The following is a 25,537-nucleotide window of genomic DNA, read 5'->3' as shown; positions in this document are numbered from 1 at the left end:
GGGCATGACAGATTTACTGCAAATTGCGAAAAGAGAGATTAAAATCGGATTTCGAAATCCTTGGTCTTATTCTTTTCTCGTCCTGTTCTCGGTGTTCAGCTTATGTCTGCTGTTGATTAACTCCCGAAATGAAGTCAGCGGCTATTCGGGAGTGACTGGCTCTATGCTCAGTCTTATATTGTATCTACTTCCACTCATGGCCTTGTTCCTGGGCTCTTTCTCGCTGACGGCGGAGAAGGAGGAGGGGAGCTGGCAGCTGCTATCGACTTACCCGCTCGGTACCTTGCCATTTCTGGTTGGAAAGTTTGCCGGGCTATCCATTGTATTATTGACGATCGTCACTTTCGGTTACGGACTGATGGGCTTCATTGCGGTACTTCTCGGTATCACTTTTGAATTGAACACCTATTTGCTCTTTCTCGCTTTCTCCTGCGGGTTGGTTCTATTATTCCTGAGTGTAGCACTCTTCGTCGGCTCTTTGTCCCGGAATCGCTGGCAGGCGCTGACCATCTCTGTCATGCTCTGGTTCTTCCTTGTGATCGGTTGGCCGGCTATTTTGATCGCGGTGTTGGGAGTGCTGCCCTATCTATGGATCAAGCCGCTGCTGACGCTGTTGACCTTGTTGAACCCGGCCGAGCTGGTGCGCCTGTTCGTCGTCATCAAACTCGGTGGAGGCTCGGTGCTGGGCCCGGAATATTACCGCTGGGTAAGCTGGATTCGTGAGCCCGGAGGGAGTCTGGCCTTTGTCCTCGTATTTATCACCTGGATTGCTGGTTCTATCGCTTGTGTGTACTGGATTTGGGAAAGGAGACGTTCTCGTGGCTGATCCCTTGGTAAAAGTTATAGATGTGATCAAAATGATCAATAAGCAGAGAATTGTGGAACGAATTAATCTGAGCATCGATGCGGCCGATATAGTAGGCCTTTGCGGCGGCAATGGCGCGGGGAAGAGTACGATCTTGCGAATGATCGCTGGGATTATCCAGCCAAGCTCAGGAGAGATCCATGTGAATGGCTTGCAGTGGAAGAAGGATCGACGGCGGTTTGCTGAGCAAATCGGTTATATGCCCGATGATTACCAATTCCCGCAGGGCCTGACCGCACAGGAAATGCTGTCCTTCTGGGCGGCATTGCGCCGAGTACCTGAAGAGCGAGTGGGGGATGTGCTTGCGATAGTGGGGCTGGAGGATAGAAAAAATAAGCCGGTTAGCACTTTCTCCAAAGGCATGCGGCAACGGGTCTTATTCGCTCAAGCGATCCTGGCCAAGCCGCCACTGCTGATTATGGACGAGCCAACGAATGGCCTCGATCCTTACTGGACGAGTGAATTTGTCAAGCTGCTTAGACATATCAAGCAGGAGGGACAGACCGTTCTCTTCTCCACGCATCAGCTGGAGATCGCTGAAGAGATCGCCGATTCGGTCGTTTTCCTGAATGCGGGCCAAAGCTGCGGCGGAGGAACCCTCCAGCAATTACGAGAAACTTACGGGAAATACCCTCTGCACGCCGCCTTCCAGGACAGCCTGGGCATTAAGCCCATCACAAGGTCCCCCTTTCGTTGTTAACCTTTGTGTTTGTGTTGGAAGCTTCGGCCATCGTTCGGCTCTAACGAAACACTATATCGCTATTTCCTCAAAAACAGCGGTAAAAAAAATCTAACGAAACACCATATCGTTATTCAGGCTAAATCCCGGCTTTAGACCCCAAAATGGCCTCAATAGCGATATCCAGTTTCGTTAGAATTATCGACTGCCCTTTTTGGTGCAGATAGCGATACCACGTTTCGTTAGAATTTGCTCATTAGCACAAACGCTCGTACCCCCAGCGATTCCCCGCACAAACTAACCTTGACTCCATAGCACCCCCCGCATGAACCATCTGTCCAGCGTTAACTTACCGTGATCCGCCGCAAACTACTTGCCCCAACGCTAATTTACTGTGACCACCACAAACTACCTGCCTCAAAGCAAACTTACCTCGCAATCCGCCACAAACTGCCTGCCTCAAAGCTAACCAACCTCAATCCGCTACTAACTTGCCTACCTCCACCCCCTTCGTACAAAGTCGAAAACTGCATTTTCGCAGGTATTTACCATTGCAGGCCGGAAAAGGGCAGAATTCCTGCATATTTGCAGGCTCTGTTGGGCGATCGATGCGGCGTCGATATGTCGCCCTCCCGCTAGCCTTCAGAACTGGCCGCCCCCGAACTGAAGGGTGCACCGCCTGGTCGCGGGTTTCAATTCCCTTTTTTGGCCAGTTTTTTTGCCAGGTCTAGTATGTTATATTGAAATCCGGAGGGGAAGGATATGGTAATTAGAGAGATTAAGGAAAAAGATAATAAACAGGTGGAGGAGCTTATCAGAACTTGTCTCATTGAATTCGGTGCGAATAAGCCGGGGACGGCGTGGGCTGATCCGAAGCTGGGGGATTTCTACCATCTCTATCAAGCGGAAGGCTCTAAATACTGGGTCGCTGAGGAAGACGGTAAAATTATAGCGGGGTGCGGCATTGGGCCGGTCGAGGGATTCCCGGATATATGCGAGCTGCAGAAGATGTATGCACTTGAAGAAGCGCGTGGCACCGGAGTAGCTAGTCAATTGCTTGAGAGGTCGCTGGATTTTGCCAAAGACTACTATAAACAGTGCTATCTCGAGACCCTTAGCAATATGACTGCAGCCAATAAGTTCTATCTTAAGAAAGGCTTTGTGCCCATGGACAAGCCCTTGAATGCCACAGAACACTTTGCCTGTGACGCTTGGTACATGATGGACTTATAACCGGAGCATGAAGCCCTGAATTTATAGATCGGGAGATCGACAGTTGCATAAGCTTAAGATAGGAGGAATCTAACGAGCTGTCAGCGAAAAGAAGCATAGTAGAGACTAATGCTATAAGAAGAAGGAGAGGGAGATGTGGCTCTTCTACGCAAGCTGACCATTCGCTCGCAGTTAACCTTCATCGCTTGTACTTTGGCATTGATTATATTGATCATCCTATCGGCCAGTTATCTGCAGATGACGAAGATCGTGAAGTCGAACAATAACAAGGCGACGAGCGATCTGATCCTGCAAATGAAGCAGACAATATACGCCAATAAGGATGTAATGGAACGTCTTATTACGAATATTGCTTTCAACAACGATGTTCAGAGCTTTCTGACCGAAGAAGATAAGGTGCAACGATTCATGCTTAGCAAGCGCGTCGAGGATCTGTTGATTAATACGCGGACGCTGAAGGAAGGAATCCTCGACATTCTCGTAATCGGTGAGGAAGGAAGCTGGGTGGATACCGGGGAAAGCCGGAGAGTGGTCGCTCCCTATCAGCCGCAGGTCGATGCGGAAGAGGGATTCCAGTATTACACCATCACGGATGCCTGGGATCAGTATAATACATCAAGCTTGTTCCTGATCGGTGTGAATATCAAGTATGCCCAGCCTGGCGAGCGCTTTAATCAGCAGATAGGGACGCTCTTCTTCGTGATCTCTCCAAAGGCTCTCATGGGGAGCATCAACAGTATTTCGCAGGAAATGCATTCACAGGCCTTCTTCCTCGATCAAGACCATCGAGTCATCTCAAGCGGTGAGACGGAAGAGCTGGCGAGCAAGCTCGAGACCTTGTATCAGGAACAGAATCTGATCAGTGATGTGGAGAAGGAGCTTGCCTGGAGCGGAAGAACCTATATCGCCAAGGGCGAGTATCTTCCAGAGCTCAAGAGCTCGATCGTCAGTATCATCCCGAAGGATGTGCTGATGCGGGATTTGAACTCTATCCGTATCTTCTTCGGCGGAATCTTCGTGGTGGGCGGGATCATCATGCTGGTACTGTTCTCGATTCTGACGAATAATATCCTGTTGCCATTGAAGAAGCTGATGGTCTATATGAACACCGTCAAGCGCGGTAATCTGGATAAGCTGAAAGCTGGAATCGATCTGGATGGCTATGTGGAAATTACCGTTGTGGCCAATGAATTCAATAAGATGATGAATCAGATTGATACGCTGACGAAGGAATTACTTGATACGAATACTGCGTTGCTGGGAACCGAGCTGGAGAAGAAGCAGGCGGAGCTGTCTTACCTGCGCAGTCAGATCAATCCGCATTTTTTATACAATACATTGGAAATGATCAAAGGGATGGCTGCCGTCCAGGGGGCGCAGGAGATTCGAGCTTCTGCTTCGGCTCTAGCCAGCATATTCCGCTACAGCATCAAAGGGGATAGCCTGGTTCCGCTCAAGACAGAGCTATCCATCATTGAATCTTATTTACATATTCAGAGGCTCCGCTTCGGCTCGAGATTCCAGGTTGTGCTGGATATCGAAGACGCGGTGCTGGAAGACCTGGTTCCCAAAATGATCCTGCAGCCGATCGTCGAGAATGCCGTCTACCATGGTCTTGAATTAAAAGAAGAGCCGGGACTGCTCCGCATCCACGCGTCGAGAAATGCCGACGCTGATCTCGTCATTACCGTAGAGGATGATGGCGTCGGGATGGAGCCGGAGCGATTGGAGTGGCTGAGGTCCATGCTTCTGGACTCGCCCAAGGAACTGCTATCCTCCAAGGGAGCAGGCAGCATCGGATTTGCGAATGTGAATGCCAGAATCAAGCTGATGTATGGGGCTCACTACGGAGTTGATGTCCATAGTGTGGCTGGCCAAGGTACTTGGGTACAACTAACATTATCATCTAAGGCGGAGGTGCATCATGAATTTGAAGGTATTGCTGGTGGATGATGAGCCGTGGGTGACCGAGAGTCTTAAGGCGAGCATCGATTGGAATACTCACGGATTCGAGGTAGTCGCTACGGCATGTAGCGGAGCTGAGGCCATCTCTATGCTGGAGACGCTTAAGCCCGATGTAGTCTTCACAGATATACGGATGCCGGGGATGAGCGGATTGGAGCTGGTCAAGCGTGGTAAGGCAATCGCTCCAGCAATTGATTATGTTCTAGTCAGTGGTTATGCAGAATTCGCCTATGCGCAGAAGGCGATATCGTATGGGGCCATTGCGTATTGTTTGAAGCCTTTTGAGGAAGCGGAGATTGAATCAATTCTAGGCAGACTGAGACGTGAACGAGTAAGGCATCGTATCCATTCCCATGACAATCCGTCGAATCCAGAACTCGATATAGAGTCGCTGATCTTGGGGTATCTGGATGAGCCGGATGGGACCCGGGAGCAGCAGCTACTAAATAAGCTGGAAGAACTGGCGGTGATCCGGCAGGCGAGCGATTCGCTCAGCGTATTCGTGTTATCTTCTCCAAGTGCAGCCAGACCAAACTTCCTTGCACTCTATCCATATGCCAAAATCGGCAGATCGAAGCATCTCTTCCTGATCCCTTATGATCAGACTGATCAATTAATCGGCCAGATTGAAGAATTGGAGAGAGCTACGTTACATACGTCAGAGGGAGAGCGGACTACCAAGCTCTACGGGGCTGGAATCAGCGAGCGCTCTGCTGCCCGTCCCGACCTGTACCACGCAGTGAAGGAAGCGAATGAACTGGCCGATCAATATTTCATTCATGGTGGCTTCATGGTGGCCCGAAGGCAGCCCGATCGAGTAAGGGGCTTCAAAGACCTGCTCAAGCAGATGGATGAGGGGATGCGGGCGGGAGATATGGCTCGGGTTAACTCTATTTTTGACAAGATGGTACTTCTCTTCCATAGCGGCTTGCTTACTGTTCAACATGCTCTACAGCTGCACCATAATGTGAGCGCTTACTTATATTTCTTCAAGCCGGATGAAGACGAGTTGATGCTCTACAGCCGCGAGCGGTTGCTGCTGGCTTATCCTTCGGTTCAGGAGATGCTGCAGGATCTGCGTCAGTGTATCACGGGCTCGATTCTCCATACCCAGGACGAGAGCTGTATCCAATCGGGCAATGAGACGTTCCGGGTCATTCTGTCCTATGTGAACCAGCATTTTACCGAGGATGTATCGATTCAATCGCTGTCTCAGCAGTTCTATACGAATCCCAGCTATATTAGCCAGCTGTTCAAGAAGGAAATCGGCGAGACGTTCACGGCATATGTGGCGAAGCTGCGCATTGCTCATGCGTGTGAGCTGCTAAGAGGCACGAATCTGCTGATTGGGGAAGTGGCGGAGAAGTCGGGGTATATGGATTATTTCTATTTTACGAGAATGTTCAAAAAATATATGGGCAAGACCCCATCTCAATTCAGGACAGAACTATAGGGGCACTATGTCTTCGTTTTAGATTTAATATGGATTTTTCTTAGATCTTCTTAATATTGAGTGTTTTGCATAATTCCGTTTCAGAGAAGAAGCGATAGCATATTCACTGTCGTTAAGGGGTAATTTTCGAAAATGGTATTATATGGGTGAAGAAAAGGGCAGACTTGCAGAATTTTAGAACAGCTCGTTTTTTAAGCGGCAGCCCGTTTTGAATGATGAGAAACGGCGAGCGCAGATGCAAGCAGAACAATGGCATTCAAATACTGGTGAGTTGTGACTTTCTGAATGCCCCGGACATGTGCGGCGTCTGCCGTCAAATAGGTTTTCAATCGGGAGTTGCAGCGTTCTACGCTGGTTCGTTCATTGTAAAGTTCCTTCCAACGCTTTGTATCCCGATGAGGGATGCTGTATCGCCGGAGATCATCCTTCGCATTTACTTTGACGACCATTCCATAGTTTGAAGACGAGCAGGCAGCCATGCCAAGCGGACAGTCGACTTTACCCGTGGCATGCGGGCAGCGAAATTTATGCATATCGCCGTCAACTCCCCAGTATGTCATCGCATAACCCATGGAACAGCACGGTGTTCCGTTCGAGGTCATGCCAGCAGGCGGTTCCTTCTCCCCCCGCAGATTAAGGGGAATGATGGCTTGTGCCTTGACGTTGCGGGCGGCCTCATAAACTTTCATTTGGTCGTAGCCCGCATCGAGTATGAAAAATCGTGTGCTCGTCCTGGACGCTGTTTTCTCGATCAGGCCCGGCGCCATTTCTCCATCATTGACATGCGCCGGCGTTACTTCCAAGGCGATCGGCAATTCACTTTTCGTATCGACCGCCAGATGAATTTTGTAACCAAACCATGTGATTTTATTGCCGAAGGAATCAATTTTTGCGCCCCAGTTCGCATTACCCGTTTGCTCGCTTTTGCGTTTGGGCTGCTTTTTCTCGTAAGCGCGGAGAGCGGCGCTGTCTATGGCGACGTTACTGCCTTCTATGATACCTTCCTGCTGACAGCGTGTGACCAAATCCTCAAAAAGCCGTTTTGCCAAGTCCTTTCTCGTCAGTTCTGAGAAAACTCGGCTTAATGTGGATATGGAAGGAGCTTCTCGATCCAGCGGAAGACCACACTGATAACGAAACCGGAGATCCGTATCCAAACGCTTATGCAACCCTGAAAAGGTACTTATTCCTTCAAGCGGCGCAGCCAAGAGTGCTCGTAGAATACCTTGTCTGCAGTATCCCTCAGCGCCTCGGGGTGAACGGCTTCTCAGTTCCTTGGCATACGGTCTCAGATCGAGAGAACTGAAGAAGATCGGCAATCTCTCCTTGGGTTGAATTTTTAAAAGTTCTTCGAAGGAAAACAGACATTCTTGGAGAATATACAAAGTGACTTCCTCCATCCTTGAGGTTTTTGGGTTTGGTCACTTGAAAACTTCTCCAAGTTGGGGTGAAGTCCCTTTTTTATGTCCGAAAATCCTTACGGCTCAAGGCCTCAGATTACTGCAAAACGCTCAATATTATAGATCAGAATGTGGATCGCCCCGGTAACGGGGCTTTTTTATGGAGAGAAATAACGAAGATACCTCGATATGTGCACCAGATATCATCCTCTACAATGAGAGATGTCTAGTAAGAAAGCGGTTACAATTCAATGATAGGGGGAACTGACATGAAGCTGAAGTGGCTCGGGAAGCTGCTTATCATCACCATGGTTATCATACTTGCGGCCTGTTCATCAGGGAAGACGAACAATGGGGCTAACACAGATCCACAGCCTGCTGCAAGCAACAGCAGTGATACGGCAAAGGAAGCGGAGAATAGCAAGGATCCAGCACCGCCGGCGGACGAGAAGATTGATCTGAAGGGAAGGACGATCCGCATCGGTCAATGGTGGGGGATGGAGAATTATTTGTCCGAAGAGGAGAAGGAACTGCAGCGCAAGGCCGAAGAGAAGTTCAATGTGAAAATTGAATATGTAACCGTGCCGTTCGATGAGATTCAGTCGCGGATCATTACGACCTCTGTGGCCGGACAGCCCTTCGCCGACATCATTATGATTCCTCTGGAGTGGTCGATTCCGAAGATGGTCAGCGAGGGATATATCCGCAATATCGATGATCTCGTGGATCTGAATGATCCAGAGTGGAACAATGTTATGCTCACCTATGGCAAATATAACGGGAAGCAGTACAGCTTCACTTATAACGATAATAATGGCAATGGGTTCTACTACAATAAGACCTTGATTCAGAAGAACGGACTTGAAGATCCATATGAGCTGCAGGAAAAAGGGGAATGGACCTGGGATAAGTTCCTGGAGCTGGCTAAGGCGGTGACGAAGGACGGAGTGTTCGGCGTATCTCCTTACGATGGGCCAATCACCCTCACCTTACCGTTCATCTATTCGAATAATGGCTTCGTGACGAAGGATGACAAGATTGCCTATGATTCACCGGAATCGCTGGAAGCGATCCAATTCGTATCGGATCTGTATAACGTGCATAAGGTTGTGGGCGGTTCCTTCCCGGAAGGGACAGCTCTCTTCTATCCGGGATATCGCTGGGTCGCCTATGACTTCAACGGCGGTATGGCTGATGACTGGGGCTATGTCTTCTTCCCGAAAGGTCCGAAAGCGGACAAATATGTGGTGCCGACGACGGTGAATATGTGGCATCTGATGAATGATGTAGAGAATCCGAAGGAAGTCATGGCCGTATGGATGGAGCTGTATGAGCGCAACCAGGAGCAGGGCTTTGATCTGGTCGTCCGCGGTGAGGAAGAGAACTTCAGGAGTCAGGAAGGGCTCAATACCCTGCGGAAAATGCTAGGCAACGGCACCGTGCTACAGTTCTATTCCTATGATGGCTTCGAGGATTACTTCAAAGAAGCGATCGATAACATTATGAATGGGAAAGGCACACCTGCCAGTGAGCTGGCGCGAATCAAACCATTGACGCAGGCAGCCATCGATGTGACCTTGAAGAAATAATCATTAGAGCCCTGACGGGACACCTCAAAGGCGGATATGTCGAATGGGGTGTCCCTCTTAGATGGAAGGGATGGAAGGAGGATGGCAATGCCTTCAGTTCATAGCAGTTCAACCGTCAAGGGTCGCTGGCTGAAGCTAATGCTCGTCATCGTGCTTGGGACGGGGGGGATTCTGCCCGGTACATTCGATCTGACGAGGTCTACGCAAGCAGAAGCCGCAGAGCCGGTCCAGACCTTCGAGACGGAGGCCATACCCAGGCAATATCAGGAAGGCAGCTATGATCAATATTTGGCCCAGCATCAAGCGGCCCCGCGTCCTGACACTCCGATTGTGATCGAAGGAGAGAGCTTCACTAGTACGGATAAAATGAACCCGCAGATCGTAGAGGGGATTCCCGGTTTAAGCGGACAGGCGGTAGAGACGGGGGAGGAAGGCAGCTTGACGTGGAGCTTTCAAGTCCCGCAGGCAGGTCTGTACCAGATTGCGGTTCGCTATTATCAGTTGGAGGGCAAGAACGCGGATATCGACCGGGAGCTGCATATTGATGGAGAGCTTCCTTTTAATGAGAGCAAAAATGTTATGTTCCGGCGCATTTGGGCTAATGAGGGAGAGATGCAGCAGGATGACCGCGGCAATGATCTGTATCAGAAGCAGATCGAGAAGCCGCTCTGGCAGGAGACCTACGTACAGAGCCCGGATGGGCGACATACGGCGCCGTATTCCTATTATTTCTCTCAGGGAGAGCATACCCTGACCCTCATATCGGCAAGGGAGAGGATGCTGATCGACCGGATTACCTTGAAGCAGTCGGATGAAGTTCCTGACTATGCACAGGTATCCGCTGGTTATGCAGAGCTAGGCCATACTCCGTCTTCTAACGTTCTGCTTAAAATCCAAGGCGAGGAAGCGGTGCTGAAATCAAGCCAGGTGCTATATCCGTTGATGGATCGCAGCGATCCCGGCACAGAGCCTACCCATATTTCGCAAATCCGCTTGAACACGATCGGTGGTTATAACTGGTCGGAGGCCGGGCAATGGTTGACCTGGAATATCGAGGTTCCAGAGGATGGTCTCTATCATATAGGAATCAAGGCGAAGCAGAACTTCCAGCGGGGAATGACCTCCTATCGCAAATTGTACATCGATGGGAAGCTTCCTTTTGCCGAGATGGAGAACATCGCCTTCCCCTTCTCAACCGATTGGGAGATGAAGGAGCTGAGCACGGAACCGAGCGGTTCTTCCCCGGCGGAGCCGTATCTGTTCTACCTTACTAAGGGCTCGCATGAGCTCAAAATGGAAGTCACTCTGGGTGAGATGGCGGATCTGCTGCGCATCGTGGAATCCAGCGTGCTTGAGCTCAACCGGATGTATCGTCACATTATTATGATTACCGGCACGGTTCCGGATGAATATCGCGACTATCAGCTGGATAAGAAGCTGCCGGATCTCGTAGGGACGATGCAGGATCAGGCCGATATTCTTGAAGCTGTCGCCAGACAAGCCGAGCGCTTGGCCGGCAGCGGGGATCGCACCGCATCGCTTACGCGGTTGATCGTGCAATTGCGCGATATGGCCAAGAGCCCGGAGACCATTGCCAGGCGGCTGGAGACCTTCAAGTCCAACACCAGCTCCCTTGGCGACTGGATCTATTCGATCAATTATATGCCGCTGTCGATCGATTACCTGATCGTTGCTTCCCCGGATATGAAGCTTCCTACGGCCAAGGCCAGCTTTTGGAGCAAGCTCAAATACAATACGGGGACCTTCATGCTGTCATTCTTCACCGATTTCAACGTGCTTGGGGCGGCGAAGGACACGGATAAGAAGATCACGCTCTGGATGACTCAGGGGATTGATCAGGCGAAGATCGCCAAGCGGCTGATCGATGAGTCATTCACGAATGAGACGGGGGTCGCTGTCGATATTCAGGTCGTCAGTGAAGGCGTGCTGCTGCAGGCGATGCTGGCCGGACGTGGACCTGACGTGGCGTTCTCCCTGCCGAATGATAAGCCTGTAAACTATGCGCTGCGCAATGCGGTGGAGGATCTGTCCAAGTACCCCGGGTACGAGCAGGTAGCGGGGCGCTTCCATCCGAGCGCGATGGTTCCTTACCAATTCAACGGGGGGATCTATGGTCTGCCGATCGATCAGTCTTTTCCGGTTCTCTTCTATCGCAAGGACATTTTGGAGGAGATGAATCTGGAAGTGCCGGAGACTTGGGAAGACGTGTTCACGATGATTCCAGAGCTGCAGAAGCATAATCTGCTGTTCGGCTTCCCCATTCAGGTACTGGTTCGTCTCGGTGCCAACGTCCAAGACGCATCTTCTCTGCCAGTCAACGCAGCCTTCGGTACGATGCTGTATCAGAACGGCGGACAATTGTATAGAGAGGAAGGCCAAGCGAGCGCGCTTGATACCGAGCTGGCGATCAAGACCTTCATGGATTGGACCGATCTGTATACGACGTATAAGCTGCCGATTACGACCGACTTTGTCAACCGCTTCCGCAGCGGCGAGATGCCGATCGCGATTGATGATTACACCCGGTTCAATATCATCAGCGTCACAGCGCCTGAGTTAAAAGGATTATGGGATTTTACTGTGGTACCGGGGACGGAGCAGGCGGATGGAACGGTTCGCCGCGATGTGCCGACCAGAGGCTCAGCAGCGGTGATGCTGGAAGCCAGCAAGTATAAGGATGAGGCTTGGGCTTTCCTGAAATGGTGGACCAGCACCGAGACCCAGGCCAAGTATAGCCTGGAGCTGGAAGGACTATTCGGTCCCTCAGGCCGCGGTTCCACCGCAAACCTGGAAGCGATGGCACGTATTCCGTGGCAATCGCAGCATTATAAGACGCTGATGGAGCAGTGGAAATGGGCGCGGGGCATTCCTGAAGTGGCAGGCGGCTACTTCACCGGTCGTCATCTGGACAATGCATTCCGCAGTGTCGTGATCTCGAGCGAGGACCCTCGTGAAGCGATCGACACCTACACGCAATATATCAATGATGAGATTACGAAGAAGCGTAAGGAGTTCGGATTGCCCAATTAAGTTTTAACGAAACAGGGTATCGCTATCTGCACCCAAAGGTGACTTTAAAAATTGTAACGAAACCTGGTATCGCTATCGAGCCGGAATTATGACCGTAAGTCTGTATTTCTCAGCAATAACGTTATGGTGTTTCGTTAGATTTAAAACGCGCTCGTTTTTGGGAAAATAGCGCTCTGGTGTTTCGTTAGAGATCTTGAACAACTTCTGTTAGAGAAGGGAGGCGTCTCATTACATGTCACTATCCAATCAAGGGCTTCAAGAGATCGCTACGAATCCCGAATTGCATCGTCTGGGAGGACCTGACAAGGGGCGGGCAGCACAGCTATTCCGTGAGATGAAGATGAAGCGGCAAGGGTATATGCTGCTGGCCCCATATTTCATTCTCTTCTTCATCTTCACCGCTTTCCCTGTACTCATGGCGCTGGGACTCAGCTTCACCAATTTCAATATTCTGGAGCCGCCGAGCTTCATCGGCTGGGAGAATTACGCGAACCTGTTCATCAAGGATGATGTGTTCCTGATCGCCTTGAAGAATACCTTACTGTTCGCCGTCGTTACGGGGCCACTCAGTTATATCGCCTGTTTTTTTCTCGCTTGGTTAATTAACGAATTACCTCCACGGATTCGCTCAGTGATCACACTGTTGTTCTATGCACCATCCATATCAGGCAATGTGTATTTGATCTGGCAGGTGGCGTTCTCCGGCGATTCGTTCGGATATGTGAATGCTTTTCTGATGAAATGGGGCTTCATCCTGGAACCGATTCAATGGCTTCAGGACCCGAAATACATGCTGTTCATCATTATGATCGTGCAGCTATGGCTTAGCTTGGGAACGGCGTTCCTGGCCTTCATCGCCGGTCTGCAGGGGATGGATATGTCGCTGATCGAAGCGGGGGCGATCGATGGGATTCGCAATCGCTGGCAGGAGCTGTGGTTCATTACACTGCCGTCGCTGAGGCCGATGCTGATGTTCGGCGCCGTGATGCAGATAACATCCTCGTTTGCGGTCGCTGATGTGGCGACGAATATGGTTGGCTTTCCAAGTCCGCAGTACGCCGGACACACGATTGTGACTCATCTGAACGACTATGGCAGCATCCGCTTCGAGATGGGATATGCGAGCGCTATCGCTACCGTACTCTTCGCGATCATGCTCGGCTCGAACCTGATCGTTCAGAAGCTTCTGAAGAAGGTAGGTGACTAGCCGATGAAATGGACGATTCGATGGAGATGGAGATGGCGCAGGCAGAAGAAGCTGAACCGCTCCTTGCCGGTGGACATGGTGCTGTTCCTTTTCCTGGCGGGCGCGGGCGTCTTCATGGCGGTTCCGTTTGTGTTCATGATCAGCACGGCGCTGAAACCGCTGGATGAGCTATTCTTATTTCCGCCGACCTTCTTCGTGCGTTCTCCGACGATGGACAATTTCTATGATTTGATCTTGATCTTCTCCAATACCTGGGTACCGTTATCGCGATATATGTTCAATACGATCTTCGTCGCTCTGACGGGCACCGTCGGACACGTGATTCTGGCCTCGATGGCGGCTTACCCGCTCGCCAAGCTGAAGCTTCCGGGAGGGAACATCCTGTTCACGATCGTCGTCCTCTCGTTGATGTTTGCTTCGCAGGTGACGGCGATCCCGAACTATCTGACGATCACCTGGCTCGGTCTGCTCGATTCCTATTGGGCGCTTATCTTCCCGGCATTTGCAACTTCGCTCGGGCTGTTCCTGATGAAGCAGTTCATGGAGCAAATTCCCGATGCCTTGATCGAAGCGGCCAAGATAGACGGAGCCAGCGAATTCCGCATCTTTCGCAGCATCGTCATGCCGATGGTGAAGCCGGCCTGGCTGACCTTGATTATATTCTCCTTCAAGGGCTTATGGGGCACCGGGAGCGGGGGGCAGGGGGCATCATTCGTCTACAGCGAACAGCTCAAGACGATGGATTATGTGTTCAGCCAGATTCTGTCCGGCGGCTTCTACCGCTCGGGTCCGATGGCTGCGGCTGCGCTGATTATGATGATCGTGCCAGTATTGATCTTCGTTCTGACACAGAGCAGTGTCATACAGACGATGTCTACCTCAGGGCTCAAAGAATAAGAGAGAAGGAGGGCTCACAATTGACTTGGATACGAAGGATGACCTCCGTTCTAGTGCTGATCAGCCTGTTCCTCGGCCTTGCTCCCGAAGCCGATGCGCTGCCGGATTACGGCTATAACTATTCCTATTGGGGCGACGCAGAGCCTGCGCCATATCCTTATCTGGCCGAGAGACATATCTATGGGACTGATCTGGGGATCGGCGAATTGAACACGCCGCAGGATGTATTCGTTGCGGATGATCATCACATTTATATCGCAGATACCGGGAATAACCGGATCGTGGTGTTGGATGAGCAGGGCAAGCTGATACGGATTATTAAGGATTTTCCGCCGGGGGATGGAGTCGAAGCGCCCATGCCGGATCATTTCAATAAGCCCTATGGCCTCTATGTAGATCCAAACCGCAATCTGTATGTCGCCGATACGCAGAATCAGCGGATTGTGAAGCTAGATGAGCAGGGTCAGCTGCTACAGATCATCGAAGCGCCGGAATCCAGCGTTTTGCCGGAGGGATTTCAGTTTTTTCCGAACAAGATCTATGTGGATCTAGCCAATCGGATTTATGTAGTCGCGCAAGGGGCCTATGAAGGAATTATGGAGTTCGATACCAGCGGCAGCTTCAAGGGATATGTCGGTACGAACAAGGTCAGATTTAGCCCGGCAGACCTACTATGGAAAAGATTATCAACGAAGGAGCAATCAGAACAGATGGAGCTGTTCCTGCCCGTCGAATTCAGCAATCTCGATGTGGATGAACGCGGCTTCATCTATGCGGTCTCCGCAGAGATTAACTCGAAGGCGCCGATCAAGCGCTTCAACCCGAGTGGGGAGGATATTCTGAGAAGGGAAGGATATTTCAGCCCGATGGGGGATGTATCGGTCATTCATGTCGAGGCTTCAGAGGGAGAAGCAGCTGATTTACAGAATGCCGGCAGCTCCAGATTCATCGACGTGGTCTCCGATGTGAGCGGGATGTACAGTGGCCTGGATTCAGCGCGCAATCGTATCTTTACTTATGATCGGGATGGCAATCTGCTCTATCAATTCGGCGGGGTGGGGACGCGCTCGGACAACTTTCAGAAGCCGGTCGCCATGGCGATGCAAGGGGAGCGGATGGTCGTGCTCGATCAGGAGATGAACCGCCTGACGATCTTTGCCCCGACTCGCTATGGCGAGCTGATCCGCAGTGCGGTGAAGGCGCATTATGACGGAAGAGCGGATGAAGCCGCCACAGCCTGGGAGGAAGTGCTCCAGCTGAACGCTAATTTCGATATTGCCTATATCGGCATCGGCAAGGCGCTGATGAAGAAGGATCAGAATCATCTGGCGATGGAGTATTTCAAGCATGGCAACAACCGCAAGTATTACTCCGAGGCGTTCAAGCGCTATCGCAAGGAGTTCCTCTGGGATCATTTCGGGACGATGATGACCGGATTGCTCACTGCCGCCGCTCTAGCAATCGCAGCGCGGGTGCTGTGGGTAAGGCGCAGAGCCAAGGCTTTCTATGTGGATCGGGGCGTGATCTCGACACCTTTTCACACGATATTTCGTCCCTTTAATGGGTTCTGGGAAATGAAGTATGAGCAGAAGGGACGCATCAAGATCGCGGTCATGATCCTGATGCTGCTGATGCTGGTGATGATCCTGAAGCAGCAGTATACCGGATTCATCGTGAACTTCAACAAGCCGTCCGAGCTGAACAGTCTTAGCGAGCTGAGCTATGTTGCTCTGCCGTTCCTGCTGTTCTGTATCGCGAACTGGTCATTAACGACGCTGATGGACGGCGAAGGGAAATTCCGCGATATCGTGATGGCGACCGGATATTCATTGCTTCCACTCGTCATCGTCTATATCCCGCAGATCTTGTTCAGCAATATAATGACGCGCGAGGAAGCGACCTTCTACTATCTGATGGAGACGATCGCAGTGATCTGGTTCCTATGGCTGCTCTTCGTCGGCATGATGACGGTGCATCAGTACAGCATTTATAAGACGATCTTAACATTATTCCTGACGGTGATCGTCATGCTGTTCATCGTCTTCCTCGGTATTCTGTGCTTCAGCTTGCTGCAGCAAATGATCGCATTCGCCCAATCGATCTTCATCGAAATTCGGGCAAGGTTGTAAGGAGGGCCGGACATGGGCATACGGAGAAAATGGGTCATTCTGCTCTGCTGCAGCCTGCTCCTTGCAGCAGGGATTGGCAGCGGAGGAGCGGGTAATACGATCAGGGCCGAGGAAGTAAGCGCGGCTGCTGAGATCCAGACGCAGGACGGGGTGAAAGCGGCGGATTTCAGCGTCAAGGAAAGTGATGTGGGCGCGAAGCAAAGCTCGGCAGTGGCGAAGCCAACGGAGTTGCCTGAGCTGCCGCAGGGTGCTGATCTGGTGGCGGAGAATGAGAATTTGCAGTTGTATTTAAACAGCAAGACGACAGTCCTGTCAGTGCGGGATAAGCGCACTGGTCAACTCTGGAGCAGTAATCCTGCCGACCGCGATCAGGATAAGATCGCGAAGGCGGCCAACCGCAGTGATCTCGATTCCCAGCTGATCCTGTCCTATTTCAATGATAAAGGGCATGAATCGCTGATCAATAATGCGGCGGAGAGCATCACGAAGGGACAGTTCGAGATCGAGCAGCTGCCGCAGGGTGTGAAGATCACCTATGAGATCGGGAGCTCTGAGCAGGGGCTAGGGGCGATTCCGAAGGTGATCAGCAAGGAACGATTCGAGCAGCGAATTCTGGAGCAGATTAGCGATGAATCGATGCGTAGCCGGCTGCGCAACCGCTTCTTCTACAATGAGGAGAAGCAGCAGTATGAGCGCAAGGAGATGCAGGATTACATCGTGAAGGATGTGGTGGAAATCCTCGAATCGATCGGCTATACGGCAGAGGAAGCGAAGCAGAACAGCTCCGCAGCCGATGGGGACACCGTGGTTAAGGAGAGCGCAGCGCCTCGCTTCATCGTGCCGCTAGTATATGAGCTTGACGGGCCGCAGCTACTGGCCCGAATCGATACTGAGGATGTCCAGGATACAGAGGCCTTTCCGCTGCATACGATTCAGCTTCTGCCCTTCTTCGGTGCTGCCGGGCTGGAAGAAGAAGGCTACATGCTCGTACCGGATGGTTCGGGAGCATTGTTCGAGTTGAATCAGAATCATGCCGGGGCCAGAGCCTATGAATTACCGCTGTACGGGGAGGACGCTACCCCGAAGGGCAATGAGCTGATACAAGCGCAGTACAAGGAAATATCGCGCCTGCCCGTATTCGGGCTGAAGCGCGGGGATGAGGCGCTGCTGGCGATTATTGAAGAGGGAGATGCGCAGGCGTCTATTCACGCTGAGCCGAGTGGACGCTTGAACAGCTACAACCGCGTGAATGCTTCCTTCCGCATGAAGGATATGGAGCCGGTCCAATTCCGCGCCGGATCAGTGACCCGGCAGATTCCGAAATACTCAGCGATGTATAGCCAGGGGATCGCGATCCGGTATAGCTTCTTGAGCGGAGCCAAAGCGAATTATGTGGGCATGGCTGAACGATATCGCCAATATTTGATTCAGCAGCATGGCCTGACACCGCTGCCGGAGAACGGGGAGCTTCCTTTCGTGGTCGAGCTGGTGGGGGCGATCCCGGTGCGCAAGACGTTCCTCGGTATTCCCTACGAAACTGTAGAAGCGGTTACGACCTACAGCGAGGCGATAGAGATCCTCGAACAGCTCCAACAGCAGGGCATCCACCGTATCCAGCTTAAATATTCCGGCTGGTTCAATGGCGGCTATTACCATTCGCTGCCTTCTAGGGTCAAGCCGGAGCGGGTGCTCGGCGGAGCGAAGGGGCTTGAGAAGCTGATCGAGTACACGAAGGAGCATCAGATTGAGCTGTATCCCGATGTCGCCTTCCAGCGAGTATATAAGAACGGCAAAGGATTCAAAGCACAGCGGGACAGCACCAGATTCTTGAACCGTAAAGGCGCGTCCAGGCAGGCTGTTGACCTGGTGACGACGAATCTCGCGGAAAGACTGTATTATCTGCTCGCTCCGGATAAGCTCAAGAGCATCACAGATGCATTTGTGAATCATATTACACCTTATCCTATCCGCTCCCTGTCTCTGCGTGATCTGGGCGAGGAGTTGAACAGCAGTGTGGCGCCAGAGAAGACGACGTCCAGGCAGGAGGTGCAATCGCTGGTAACGGACAGCCTGGAGAAGATGAAGACCGAGATGGAGCGGCTGATGATCAGCGGCGGGAATGCCTACAGCCTTCCTTATGCCAGCACGATTGTAAATGCTCCACTACGGAGCAGTCGCTTCAATATCGAGACGGAGGAAGTGCCGTTCTATTCGATCGTGATCCACGGCTATATGGATTATGCGGGCAGGCCGCTGAATCTGGAGCAGGATCAGGACCCTCGTGTATCGCTGCTGCGCATACTGGAGACTGGCGCGGTGCCTGCTTATCAATGGTTCTATGCAGATCCTGCCATGATCCGTGATACGAAGCTGAACGGGCTGTATTCCGCTTCTTATATGAACTGGATCGATGAAGCAGCCCAGGGGTACCAAGAGATGAATGAGGTGCTCGGGGAGGTCCGTAATCAGCCGATCACCAATCATCGCAGGTTGCAGGAACAGGTATATGAGACGACCTATGGGCAAGGGCTTCGCGTGTTAGTGAATTATAACCGGGTAGCTGTTACCGTGGACGGGATGACGATTGAGGCGCTGGGGTATCGCGTGACAGGAGGTGGAGAAGCATGAGCAAGCTGCTGAAATGGCGGACACGAACCGGGGAAAAGCGAAGAATACCGAAGCAACACACCAAGCTCACCATGAATCAGAAAAAAGCAGTATTAGGAGTGCTATTCGTCACTCCATGGCTGCTTGGCTTCATTTTCTTGTTCCTGATCCCGCTGTATCAATCCTTTATCTACAGTCTTAATACGCTCACTCTGGGCAAGGGTGGCTTCGATACAAGTTACGCTGGGTTCAGCTTCTATCGGGAGCTGTTCACGAAGCATCCTACCTTCAATCGAACGCTGGTCGAAGCAATTATGGACATTGTGATCAGCGTCCCATCAATTACGATCTTCAGCTTATTCGTGGCGACACTGATCAATCAGAAGTTCAGGGGAAGGGTGTTCGCAAGGGCGATCTTCTTCCTGCCCGTGCTGCTTGCTGCGCCGGTTCTCTCTCTGGAGAATAGCTCGCAGATGACCTCTATCGCGGCTTCCCTCACAGGGGCGACGGAGGGCGGCGGTCTGGCATTTACGAGCTTCGAGCTGAAGCGGATGCTGCTTGAAGCAGGTGTAGGCAGTGGGATCGTCACTTATATTACGGGCTCTGTAGACCGGATCTATGAGGTGATCAGTTCATCCGGCGTACAGATTCTAATCTTCCTCGCCGCCCTGCAGTCGATCTCGCCATCGCTGTACGAAGCGGCTAGGATTGAAGGAACGACAGGATATGAAGCCTTCTGGAAGATCACCTTACCGATGATCAGTCCGATTATGCTTACCAATGTGGTGTACACGGTCATTGACTCTTACAACCGTAATGAGCTTAGCGTCATGATTAAGGACACGGCGTTCCAATCCTTGAATTTCAGTCTTAGTGCGGCTATGGCATGGGTATACTTCCTGATCGTCTCTATCATTCTGCTAATTACAACGGGGCTGATCTCACGCAAGGTGTTCTACTATGATTAACGAACAAGGAGGGAACCTGAATGAAGGTACAGACTGAAGTCAGGGCGGCCGCTTGGAAAATAAAAAAAAGTTTGCAGACAATATCCCCACTGCAGCGCGCCAAGCATTGGAGCTGGGTGATTGTACGTGCGATCCTGATTACGGGCTTCTGCTTCGTCATCTTATATCCTCTGTTCTTCAAGCTGTCCGTCTCCTTCAAGGATCGTATGGATGTGTATGATTCAACTGTGCTATGGATACCGAAGCATTTCACGATAGATACGATCCGCATTGCTTTTAATGCGCTTAATTATCCGAAGACGGCGCTCAATTCTTTGCTGATCGCCAGCGTGTCCACGTTGCTGCAGCTCATCTCCTGTTCGCTCGCCGCCTTTGCGTTCGCGCGGCTTCGCTTCAAGGGCAGCGGTCTGTTATTCGGCGGGGTCATCTTCACGATCATCGTACCGGTGCAAACCTTGATGGTCACGACGTATTTGAACTATCGCTATTTTGATATTTTTGGCTTGATCGAGCTATTCACCGGGCAGAAGGGGATCAATCTGCTGGACAGCTACTGGCCATTCATCCTGCAATCGATCACGGGTATGGGGATTAAGAGCGGGCTGTTCATCTTTATCTTCCGTCAGTTCTTCCGTGGCATTCCGATCGAGCTAGAGGAAGCTTCCTATATAGATGGCTGCTCCGTGCTGCAGTCTTTCACGCGGATTATGGTACCGAATGCTGTTCCGGCGATGGTGACGGTGATCCTGTTCTCCTTCGTCTGGCAATGGAATGACAATTACTATGTGTCGCTATTCCTCACCTCGACCGATGTGCTATCCACCAAGCTGCCGGTTATGTGGGCTTCGTTCTCCCTGAACGATCCGTTATATGCATATCTGGTGAAAAACGCAGGCGAACTGTTGTTTATGGCACCTATCATCATTCTGTACATCTTCGCCCAGCGTTATTTCGTGGAAAGTGTGGAGCGGAGCGGATTGATTGGTTAATGTGGTTAATCTTATTCATTTGCAAAAAGCCTCGTCCCGACCGGTTAAATTGTAACCGTGTTGCCAGGACGAGGCTTTTTATCGCTGTTTACCGCTGCTGTAGCGCCGCGTTTATTTCTTCAATCATCTCGTTAAGGCCCAGCTCTTCGTAGTGCTTCACAGTGTTATGCCACATGACAACCGGGTCCTCGCTGCTAATCGTGACCTTGATCAGATCCTCCAACGGATTAATCAGCGTTCCGAGCATATCCTTGGCCGGCGTGGATAGGGAGTTGATCTTGTGATAGGTCGGTGTGGCCGTGGCATAATTCAGCTGCCATTCCATCTCGTCCAGGCTCTTCTGGATGTTGCGATCACGGAAGTTAATCCGGTTCGTCTGGTCAAAGCGGAAATTCTGTTCCTTCCCCCAGGAAGCCAAAGACTTGAAGATGGAGAGGGACGGGTAGAAGCGTTCGAGATCGACCAACTTCCGCTTCTCTTCGTCATAGGGCCGGGTGATGATGATCAGACCATCCTCGCTATAATAATCCTGCCCCTCAAGCCCGTAGCTGGTGAGCATCTGCCCTTCTGGGGAGAGCAGGTAATCGTATAAACGCAAGATACGATCCATCTTCTCATCGCTAAGCTTCGCGTTGAAGTAAGTCTCCGACCAGTAGGTCTGAGCGGCGTAGAAATACCGCTGCCCCTCCTCTGTCAGCCACAGATGCAGGATGTCCACAGCATCATAAAATTTCTGCCAAGGGTGGAGCTCGTTCCAGCGCTCCTCCAGCTTGCTTAGCATATCCGGCGTAGCCTTGTAGACAAGCGCTCCCGCCGCATCGCTAACGAATTTCTGAATCGCGTCCTCTTCCTTCATATAGTAGAACTCCTGGTCTAGCACCCCGCTGGTGTACAGTTGTCGCAGCTGCACAACGACATTATCCATTTTTCTAGAAGCATAATAAGGAATCCACTGTGAATCCTCGAACACCCATTGCTCGGTTGCCAGTTGCGGGAAGGTGGAGCTCAGGGCCCAAGTCAGCATATTCATTCCCGGGGCGGTTAATCCTTCGACGGGGCGCGTTCCGTCCGGTCCTGTTTTGCGGTGAAAGATCGTCAGCAGATTAGAGAATTGCTCGAAGCTTGCGATGTCCTTGAATTTCCGTTCCTCCATCCAGTCCTTGCGCACGAACAACACTCTCTCCAGCATCCATAGCCGATTGGTCGGATAGCCGATCCGGGGCAGCATGTACAGCTTGTTGTCTTGCTTGAGCAGACGAATGTCCGGGATCTGGGCGATCTGGTCTACGTAGGGGTAAGGGGACAGGTCCTCGGGCAAGGGCTTGATCAATTGGTGAGTGATCCATTCATTGTAGATTCCCGGTGAGTCACTGGCGATTGAATGCGCGAATACATCCGGGAGTTTGTCCGTCGTGGCCCACATTTGCAGCTTCTGGATATAATCCGAGCTGGTGATGTTGATCGGTTGGATCGTCAGATTGAACTTCTGCTCCAGCTTCTGCAGGATGGGGTCATTCCGCTCGAAGGCGGTGCCGATATCCCAGAAGGCGATGGAAATGGTAAGATGCTCACGGTAAGGCGAGGTCTCTTCCGTGAGTTTCTGCTTCGTTGGGGACAGGGACGCTTTGCTCTGCTCGGATGCAGGCAGGACGGAGATGAATAATAAGGTAGCCAGTGTAAAAAGGATAGTGCGAATGGTGCGGGCAGATCGGAATGACGACATAGGGAAGCCCTCCTGATCAAGCGTATGTAATGATGCTGTAAAATATATGTATCCTACTATTATATTATTATAGAAGGCATTAGGAGGAATGTCACAGATTCGTTAACTTCAAGAGGGGCTGGATGTAAATTTTTCGGTTAGCGCGGCGTTATAGAGGTGAAGGACACATAAAGAACAAATGATTAAGCTATAGTTTATGTAAGTTAAGAAATTATTCAGAAGTGCAGGAGTACGTGATTTATAAAATCCATAGGTGAAAATATGAAAAACAGAAGTATTACTTTTAAATTGTTTTTTTTGTCTGTCATTTTTTTTGCTTGCTTTTATCTTATGATTATTCTGTCTCAGTTCTTCTTCTTTGAGAGATTCTATCAGGATTATCGGATAGAGAAGGTGGAACGTGAATTGGATAAGTTCGCCTTGAAGTATTCGCAGCAGGAGACAGAGACCCGGGAGATTCTCTTCGAGGCAGCCAAGTTCATGGGTCATAGCCGCAGCCAGCTGGCTGTCGTTAATATGGACGGCAATATGGTGATGGATGATCCCTATCGCTTGGTGCTGAAGCTTCCGAATAATCAGAAGGTACTGGTCGCTCTATCATTATTTCTAAGTATGTATTCGGATGAGTTCAAGACAGCGGGGATTCAATTGGGCGATCGATTAACGATTTCGGGTCAAACCGATACCGGTCAGAATGAATCTTCCATTGTGTTGTATCCGGACAAAATTTATAGACATAACCCTGACTCCACGCTAATCGGTCAGGATGTGGAAGATAATCCGACGGAGATTTCGGGAACTGTCGTTGATCTTGTGCTTCCGAATATTAAGAACTGGAACCATCGCCAGGGCTTGTTGATGGTCGCTTTATTCGAATATTTCCCATTGTCGCCTGAGGTCAAGGAACGGCTCAATGCGATGGAGAGACAGGAATTCAATTGGGTTGAGCCTTGGAGCGGCACGAGCAACTTCGTCATTATCAAGCCGATTATGAAGGAGGATGGCAAGAAGGAATTGCTGTTCTCAGTTACGTCATTACAGGAGATCAGCGATGCCAATGAGGCGCTGCGCTGGTTGTTTATTTACGTCGGATGCGGCGGTTTTGTCCTGATTCTGATTCTGGCGTTGTTCTTCTCGAAGATGGTGGCCAAACCGTTAATCGCTTTAAATGAGATGGCCAAGAAAATGCTGAATTTTGAATTCGGGGCGCTCAAGCCGATTCGCCAGAAGGATGAGCTGGGCAGCCTGTCGATGAGTATGCTGACGATGTCGCAGAAGCTGGATAAGGCGCTGCGTGAGCTTCAGGAAGCGAATGAGCGGCTGCAGAAAGATATGGAACAGAAAGAGAGAATGGAGAAGACGCAGAAGGAGTTTTTTACGAATGCATCGCATGAATTGAAGACTCCCTTAAGTATTGTGAAGAGCTTCGCCGAAGGGTTGAAGGACGGGGTAAACCTGAATAAGCAGGATCATTATGTGTCTGTGATTCTCGAAGAAGCGGATAAGATGGAAGTGTTGATTAAGGATATGCTCGATTTGGCGCGATTGGATTCGGGGACGATTGAGCTCCGCAAGACCTCTTTTATGCTGAGTGAATTAGTAGAGAAGGTAGCGAGCAGGCTGATGTATCAGTTACAGGATAAAGCGTTGGAAATCGTCGTCGTGCCGGTGAATGAGCAGCCTGTGATGGCGGATCCGATGTGGTTCGAGCAGGTGGTGTTGAATCTGATTACGAATGCCATTCGCCATGCGGAAGCGGGTAGCAGCATTCTGATCGAGATCTGCAGCGAAGTACACGGAACTACGCTATATATTGCGAATAAAGGCGAGAGGCTTCGCGAGGATCAGCTGGAGCAGATCTGGGAGAGATTCTATCGCGGGGAAGCTTCGCGCAGTCGGCAAACTGGCGGTACCGGGCTGGGCCTTTCTATAGCGCAACAGATTATGGATTTACATGGATGTCATTATACAGTGAGAAATCTGAAGGATGGGGTGCAATTTATTGTTGAACTCCGGAACTGATTCAGATTTGATTTAGATTCAGGCCTAGGATCAGACCAGGATCGTACAGGTAGAAAGAAGGAAGTCATGTGGGAAAGCGTGTGCTAATTGTAGAAGATGAAGCGAGAATTCGTGAAGTGATCTCGGATTATTTTCTCCAGGATGGCTGGGAGGTTAGTGAGGCGGATAATGGGCGGGAGGCGCTCGATTGGTTCGACACGATGTATCCCGATTTGGTCATTCTCGATGTCATGATGCCGCAGATGGACGGGTTCGAGGTATGCAGGGAACTGCGATTCCGCTCTGGGGTTCCTATCATTCTGCTGACAGCCAAGTCGGCGGATCAAGATAAGCTGCTAGGTTATGAGCTGGGGGCGGATGATTATATCACGAAGCCATTCAGTCCGAAGGTGCTGGTCGCCAAGGCCAATTCGTTAATGAAGCGTGTTACGGATAATTATCGACCGGACGGGTACCAAATTAAGTTCGGTTCCTCCGTCCTTAATACGCTGGCGCATCGGCTGGAGGTCAATGAGGTGGAGGTTGAGCTAACGCCGAAGGAGTACGAACTGCTCCTGCTGCTTATTAATCATAAGAATATGGTCGTCACCCGTGAGGTGATCATCGCCAAGGTGTGGGGGATCGAATTCGAGGGAGATAATCGAGTGGTAGATTCGCATATTAAAAAGCTAAGGTCGAAGCTCGGCTACGATTCGCAATATATCCGGACAGTAATCGGAGTAGGATATAAATTTCAAGAGGATTTATCAGAGTAGAGAGG

17 protein-coding genes are annotated in these 25,537 nt (G+C 50.9%); 15 read left to right on the top strand and 2 right to left on the bottom strand.

Translation table 11 applies throughout. The annotated features are described in order from the left end of the window. The first annotated feature begins 4 nt into the window (after positions 1-4). From BFJ94_RS06710 to BFJ94_RS06690, 5 genes are all read left to right on the top strand, one after another. Positions 5-826, top strand: coding sequence for an ABC transporter permease (locus tag BFJ94_RS06710; protein ID WP_120461965.1), 822 nt, complete (start codon positions 5-7; stop codon positions 824-826). Next, a complete protein-coding gene (locus tag BFJ94_RS06705; RefSeq protein WP_120461964.1) occupies positions 819-1,565 on the top strand; it encodes an ABC transporter ATP-binding protein in 747 nt (248 codons plus the stop codon). The genes BFJ94_RS06710 and BFJ94_RS06705 overlap by 8 nt, the downstream gene beginning before the upstream one ends. 741 nt (positions 1,566-2,306) lie before the next feature. Then, positions 2,307-2,777 (top strand): GNAT family N-acetyltransferase, encoded by a 471-nt coding sequence (locus BFJ94_RS06700; protein WP_120461963.1) that lies wholly within the window; start codon positions 2,307-2,309, stop codon positions 2,775-2,777. 135 nt (positions 2,778-2,912) lie between these two features. Next, positions 2,913-4,730, top strand: a complete 1,818-nt coding sequence (locus tag BFJ94_RS06695) for a sensor histidine kinase (RefSeq protein WP_120461962.1) — start codon at positions 2,913-2,915, stop codon at positions 4,728-4,730. Beyond that, entirely contained in the window at positions 4,702-6,195 is a 1,494-nt protein-coding gene (locus tag BFJ94_RS06690) for a response regulator (RefSeq protein ID WP_120461961.1), read from the top strand. The genes BFJ94_RS06695 and BFJ94_RS06690 overlap by 29 nt, the downstream gene beginning before the upstream one ends. Positions 6,196-6,386: 191 nt before the next feature. Here the strand turns inward: BFJ94_RS06690 and BFJ94_RS06685 are convergent, their stop codons facing one another. Continuing rightward, on the bottom strand, positions 6,387-7,580 hold the full coding sequence (locus BFJ94_RS06685; RefSeq protein WP_016311143.1) for a transposase: 1,194 nt from the start codon (positions 7,578-7,580) through the stop codon (positions 6,387-6,389). 284 nt (positions 7,581-7,864) lie between these two features. On the opposite strand from BFJ94_RS06685, the gene BFJ94_RS06680 reads away from it, so the two are divergent. From BFJ94_RS06680 to BFJ94_RS06645, 8 genes are all read left to right on the top strand, one after another. Next, positions 7,865-9,184: an ABC transporter substrate-binding protein gene (locus tag BFJ94_RS06680; RefSeq protein ID WP_162944209.1), complete on the top strand. Its 1,320-nt coding sequence runs from the start codon at positions 7,865-7,867 to the stop codon at positions 9,182-9,184. Positions 9,185-9,271: 87 nt separating this feature from the next. Next, positions 9,272-12,235 carry an extracellular solute-binding protein gene (locus BFJ94_RS06675; protein WP_229717221.1) on the top strand — a complete coding sequence of 988 codons (2,964 nt, stop codon included), beginning with the start codon at positions 9,272-9,274 and terminating at the stop codon, positions 12,233-12,235. A gap of 232 nt (positions 12,236-12,467) precedes the next feature. Then, positions 12,468-13,442 carry a carbohydrate ABC transporter permease gene (locus tag BFJ94_RS06670; protein ID WP_120461959.1) on the top strand — a complete coding sequence of 325 codons (975 nt, stop codon included), beginning with the start codon at positions 12,468-12,470 and terminating at the stop codon, positions 13,440-13,442. A 3-nt stretch (positions 13,443-13,445) separates the two neighbouring features. Next, a complete protein-coding gene (locus BFJ94_RS06665) occupies positions 13,446-14,339 on the top strand; it encodes a carbohydrate ABC transporter permease (RefSeq protein ID WP_120461958.1) in 894 nt (297 codons plus the stop codon). A gap of 20 nt (positions 14,340-14,359) precedes the next feature. Continuing rightward, positions 14,360-16,468 carry a YIP1 family protein gene (locus BFJ94_RS06660; protein WP_229717220.1) on the top strand — a complete coding sequence of 703 codons (2,109 nt, stop codon included), beginning with the start codon at positions 14,360-14,362 and terminating at the stop codon, positions 16,466-16,468. Positions 16,469-16,480: 12 nt separating this feature from the next. Next, positions 16,481-19,096, top strand: coding sequence for a DUF5696 domain-containing protein (locus BFJ94_RS06655; protein WP_120461956.1), 2,616 nt, complete (start codon positions 16,481-16,483; stop codon positions 19,094-19,096). Then, positions 19,093-20,043, top strand: a complete 951-nt coding sequence (locus BFJ94_RS06650; RefSeq protein WP_308424712.1) for a carbohydrate ABC transporter permease — start codon at positions 19,093-19,095, stop codon at positions 20,041-20,043. Before BFJ94_RS06655 ends, BFJ94_RS06650 begins: the two co-directional genes overlap by 4 nt. Positions 20,044-20,063: 20 nt before the next feature. After that, positions 20,064-21,032 (top strand): carbohydrate ABC transporter permease, encoded by a 969-nt coding sequence (locus BFJ94_RS06645; RefSeq protein ID WP_120461955.1) that lies wholly within the window; start codon positions 20,064-20,066, stop codon positions 21,030-21,032. Positions 21,033-21,120: 88 nt separating this feature from the next. On the opposite strand, the gene BFJ94_RS06640 is transcribed toward BFJ94_RS06645, so the two are convergent. After that, positions 21,121-22,755, bottom strand: a complete 1,635-nt coding sequence (locus BFJ94_RS06640) for an extracellular solute-binding protein (RefSeq protein ID WP_120461954.1) — start codon at positions 22,753-22,755, stop codon at positions 21,121-21,123. A gap of 261 nt (positions 22,756-23,016) precedes the next feature. Between BFJ94_RS06640 and BFJ94_RS06635 the strand changes: the two genes are divergently transcribed. Together BFJ94_RS06635 and BFJ94_RS06630 are read left to right on the top strand one after the other, a co-directional pair. Beyond that, the gene (locus BFJ94_RS06635; protein WP_120461953.1) at positions 23,017-24,777 is read left to right on the top strand and encodes a sensor histidine kinase; all 1,761 of its coding nucleotides are present in this window, start codon (positions 23,017-23,019) and stop codon (positions 24,775-24,777) included. Between the two features lie 68 nt (positions 24,778-24,845). Next, entirely contained in the window at positions 24,846-25,532 is a 687-nt protein-coding gene (locus tag BFJ94_RS06630) for a response regulator transcription factor (RefSeq protein WP_120461952.1), read from the top strand. Positions 25,533-25,537: the final 5 nt, after the last annotated feature.

It is taken from the genome of Paenibacillus aceti, assembly GCF_003614185.1.
Taxonomy (GTDB): Bacteria; Bacillota; Bacilli; order Paenibacillales; family Paenibacillaceae; genus Fontibacillus; species Fontibacillus aceti.
This window is presented reverse-complemented; position numbering and strand designations above follow the sequence as displayed.

Coding starts and splice junctions, on each gene's coding strand:
- BFJ94_RS06650 (WP_308424712.1), top strand. CDS start 19,093: ATGAGCAAGCTGCTGAAATGGCGGACACGAACCGGGGAAAAGCGAAGA.
- BFJ94_RS06670 (WP_120461959.1), top strand. CDS start 12,468: ATGTCACTATCCAATCAAGGGCTTCAAGAGATCGCTACGAATCCCGAA.
- BFJ94_RS06700 (WP_120461963.1), top strand. CDS start 2,307: ATGGTAATTAGAGAGATTAAGGAAAAAGATAATAAACAGGTGGAGGAG.
- BFJ94_RS06665 (WP_120461958.1), top strand. CDS start 13,446: ATGAAATGGACGATTCGATGGAGATGGAGATGGCGCAGGCAGAAGAAG.
- BFJ94_RS06635 (WP_120461953.1), top strand. CDS start 23,017: ATGAAAAACAGAAGTATTACTTTTAAATTGTTTTTTTTGTCTGTCATT.
- BFJ94_RS06680 (WP_162944209.1), top strand. CDS start 7,865: ATGAAGCTGAAGTGGCTCGGGAAGCTGCTTATCATCACCATGGTTATC.
- BFJ94_RS06690 (WP_120461961.1), top strand. CDS start 4,702: ATGAATTTGAAGGTATTGCTGGTGGATGATGAGCCGTGGGTGACCGAG.
- BFJ94_RS06655 (WP_120461956.1), top strand. CDS start 16,481: ATGGGCATACGGAGAAAATGGGTCATTCTGCTCTGCTGCAGCCTGCTC.
- BFJ94_RS06675 (WP_229717221.1), top strand. CDS start 9,272: ATGCCTTCAGTTCATAGCAGTTCAACCGTCAAGGGTCGCTGGCTGAAG.
- BFJ94_RS06645 (WP_120461955.1), top strand. CDS start 20,064: ATGAAGGTACAGACTGAAGTCAGGGCGGCCGCTTGGAAAATAAAAAAA.
- BFJ94_RS06710 (WP_120461965.1), top strand. CDS start 5: ATGACAGATTTACTGCAAATTGCGAAAAGAGAGATTAAAATCGGATTT.
- BFJ94_RS06640 (WP_120461954.1), bottom strand. CDS start 22,755: ATGTCGTCATTCCGATCTGCCCGCACCATTCGCACTATCCTTTTTACA.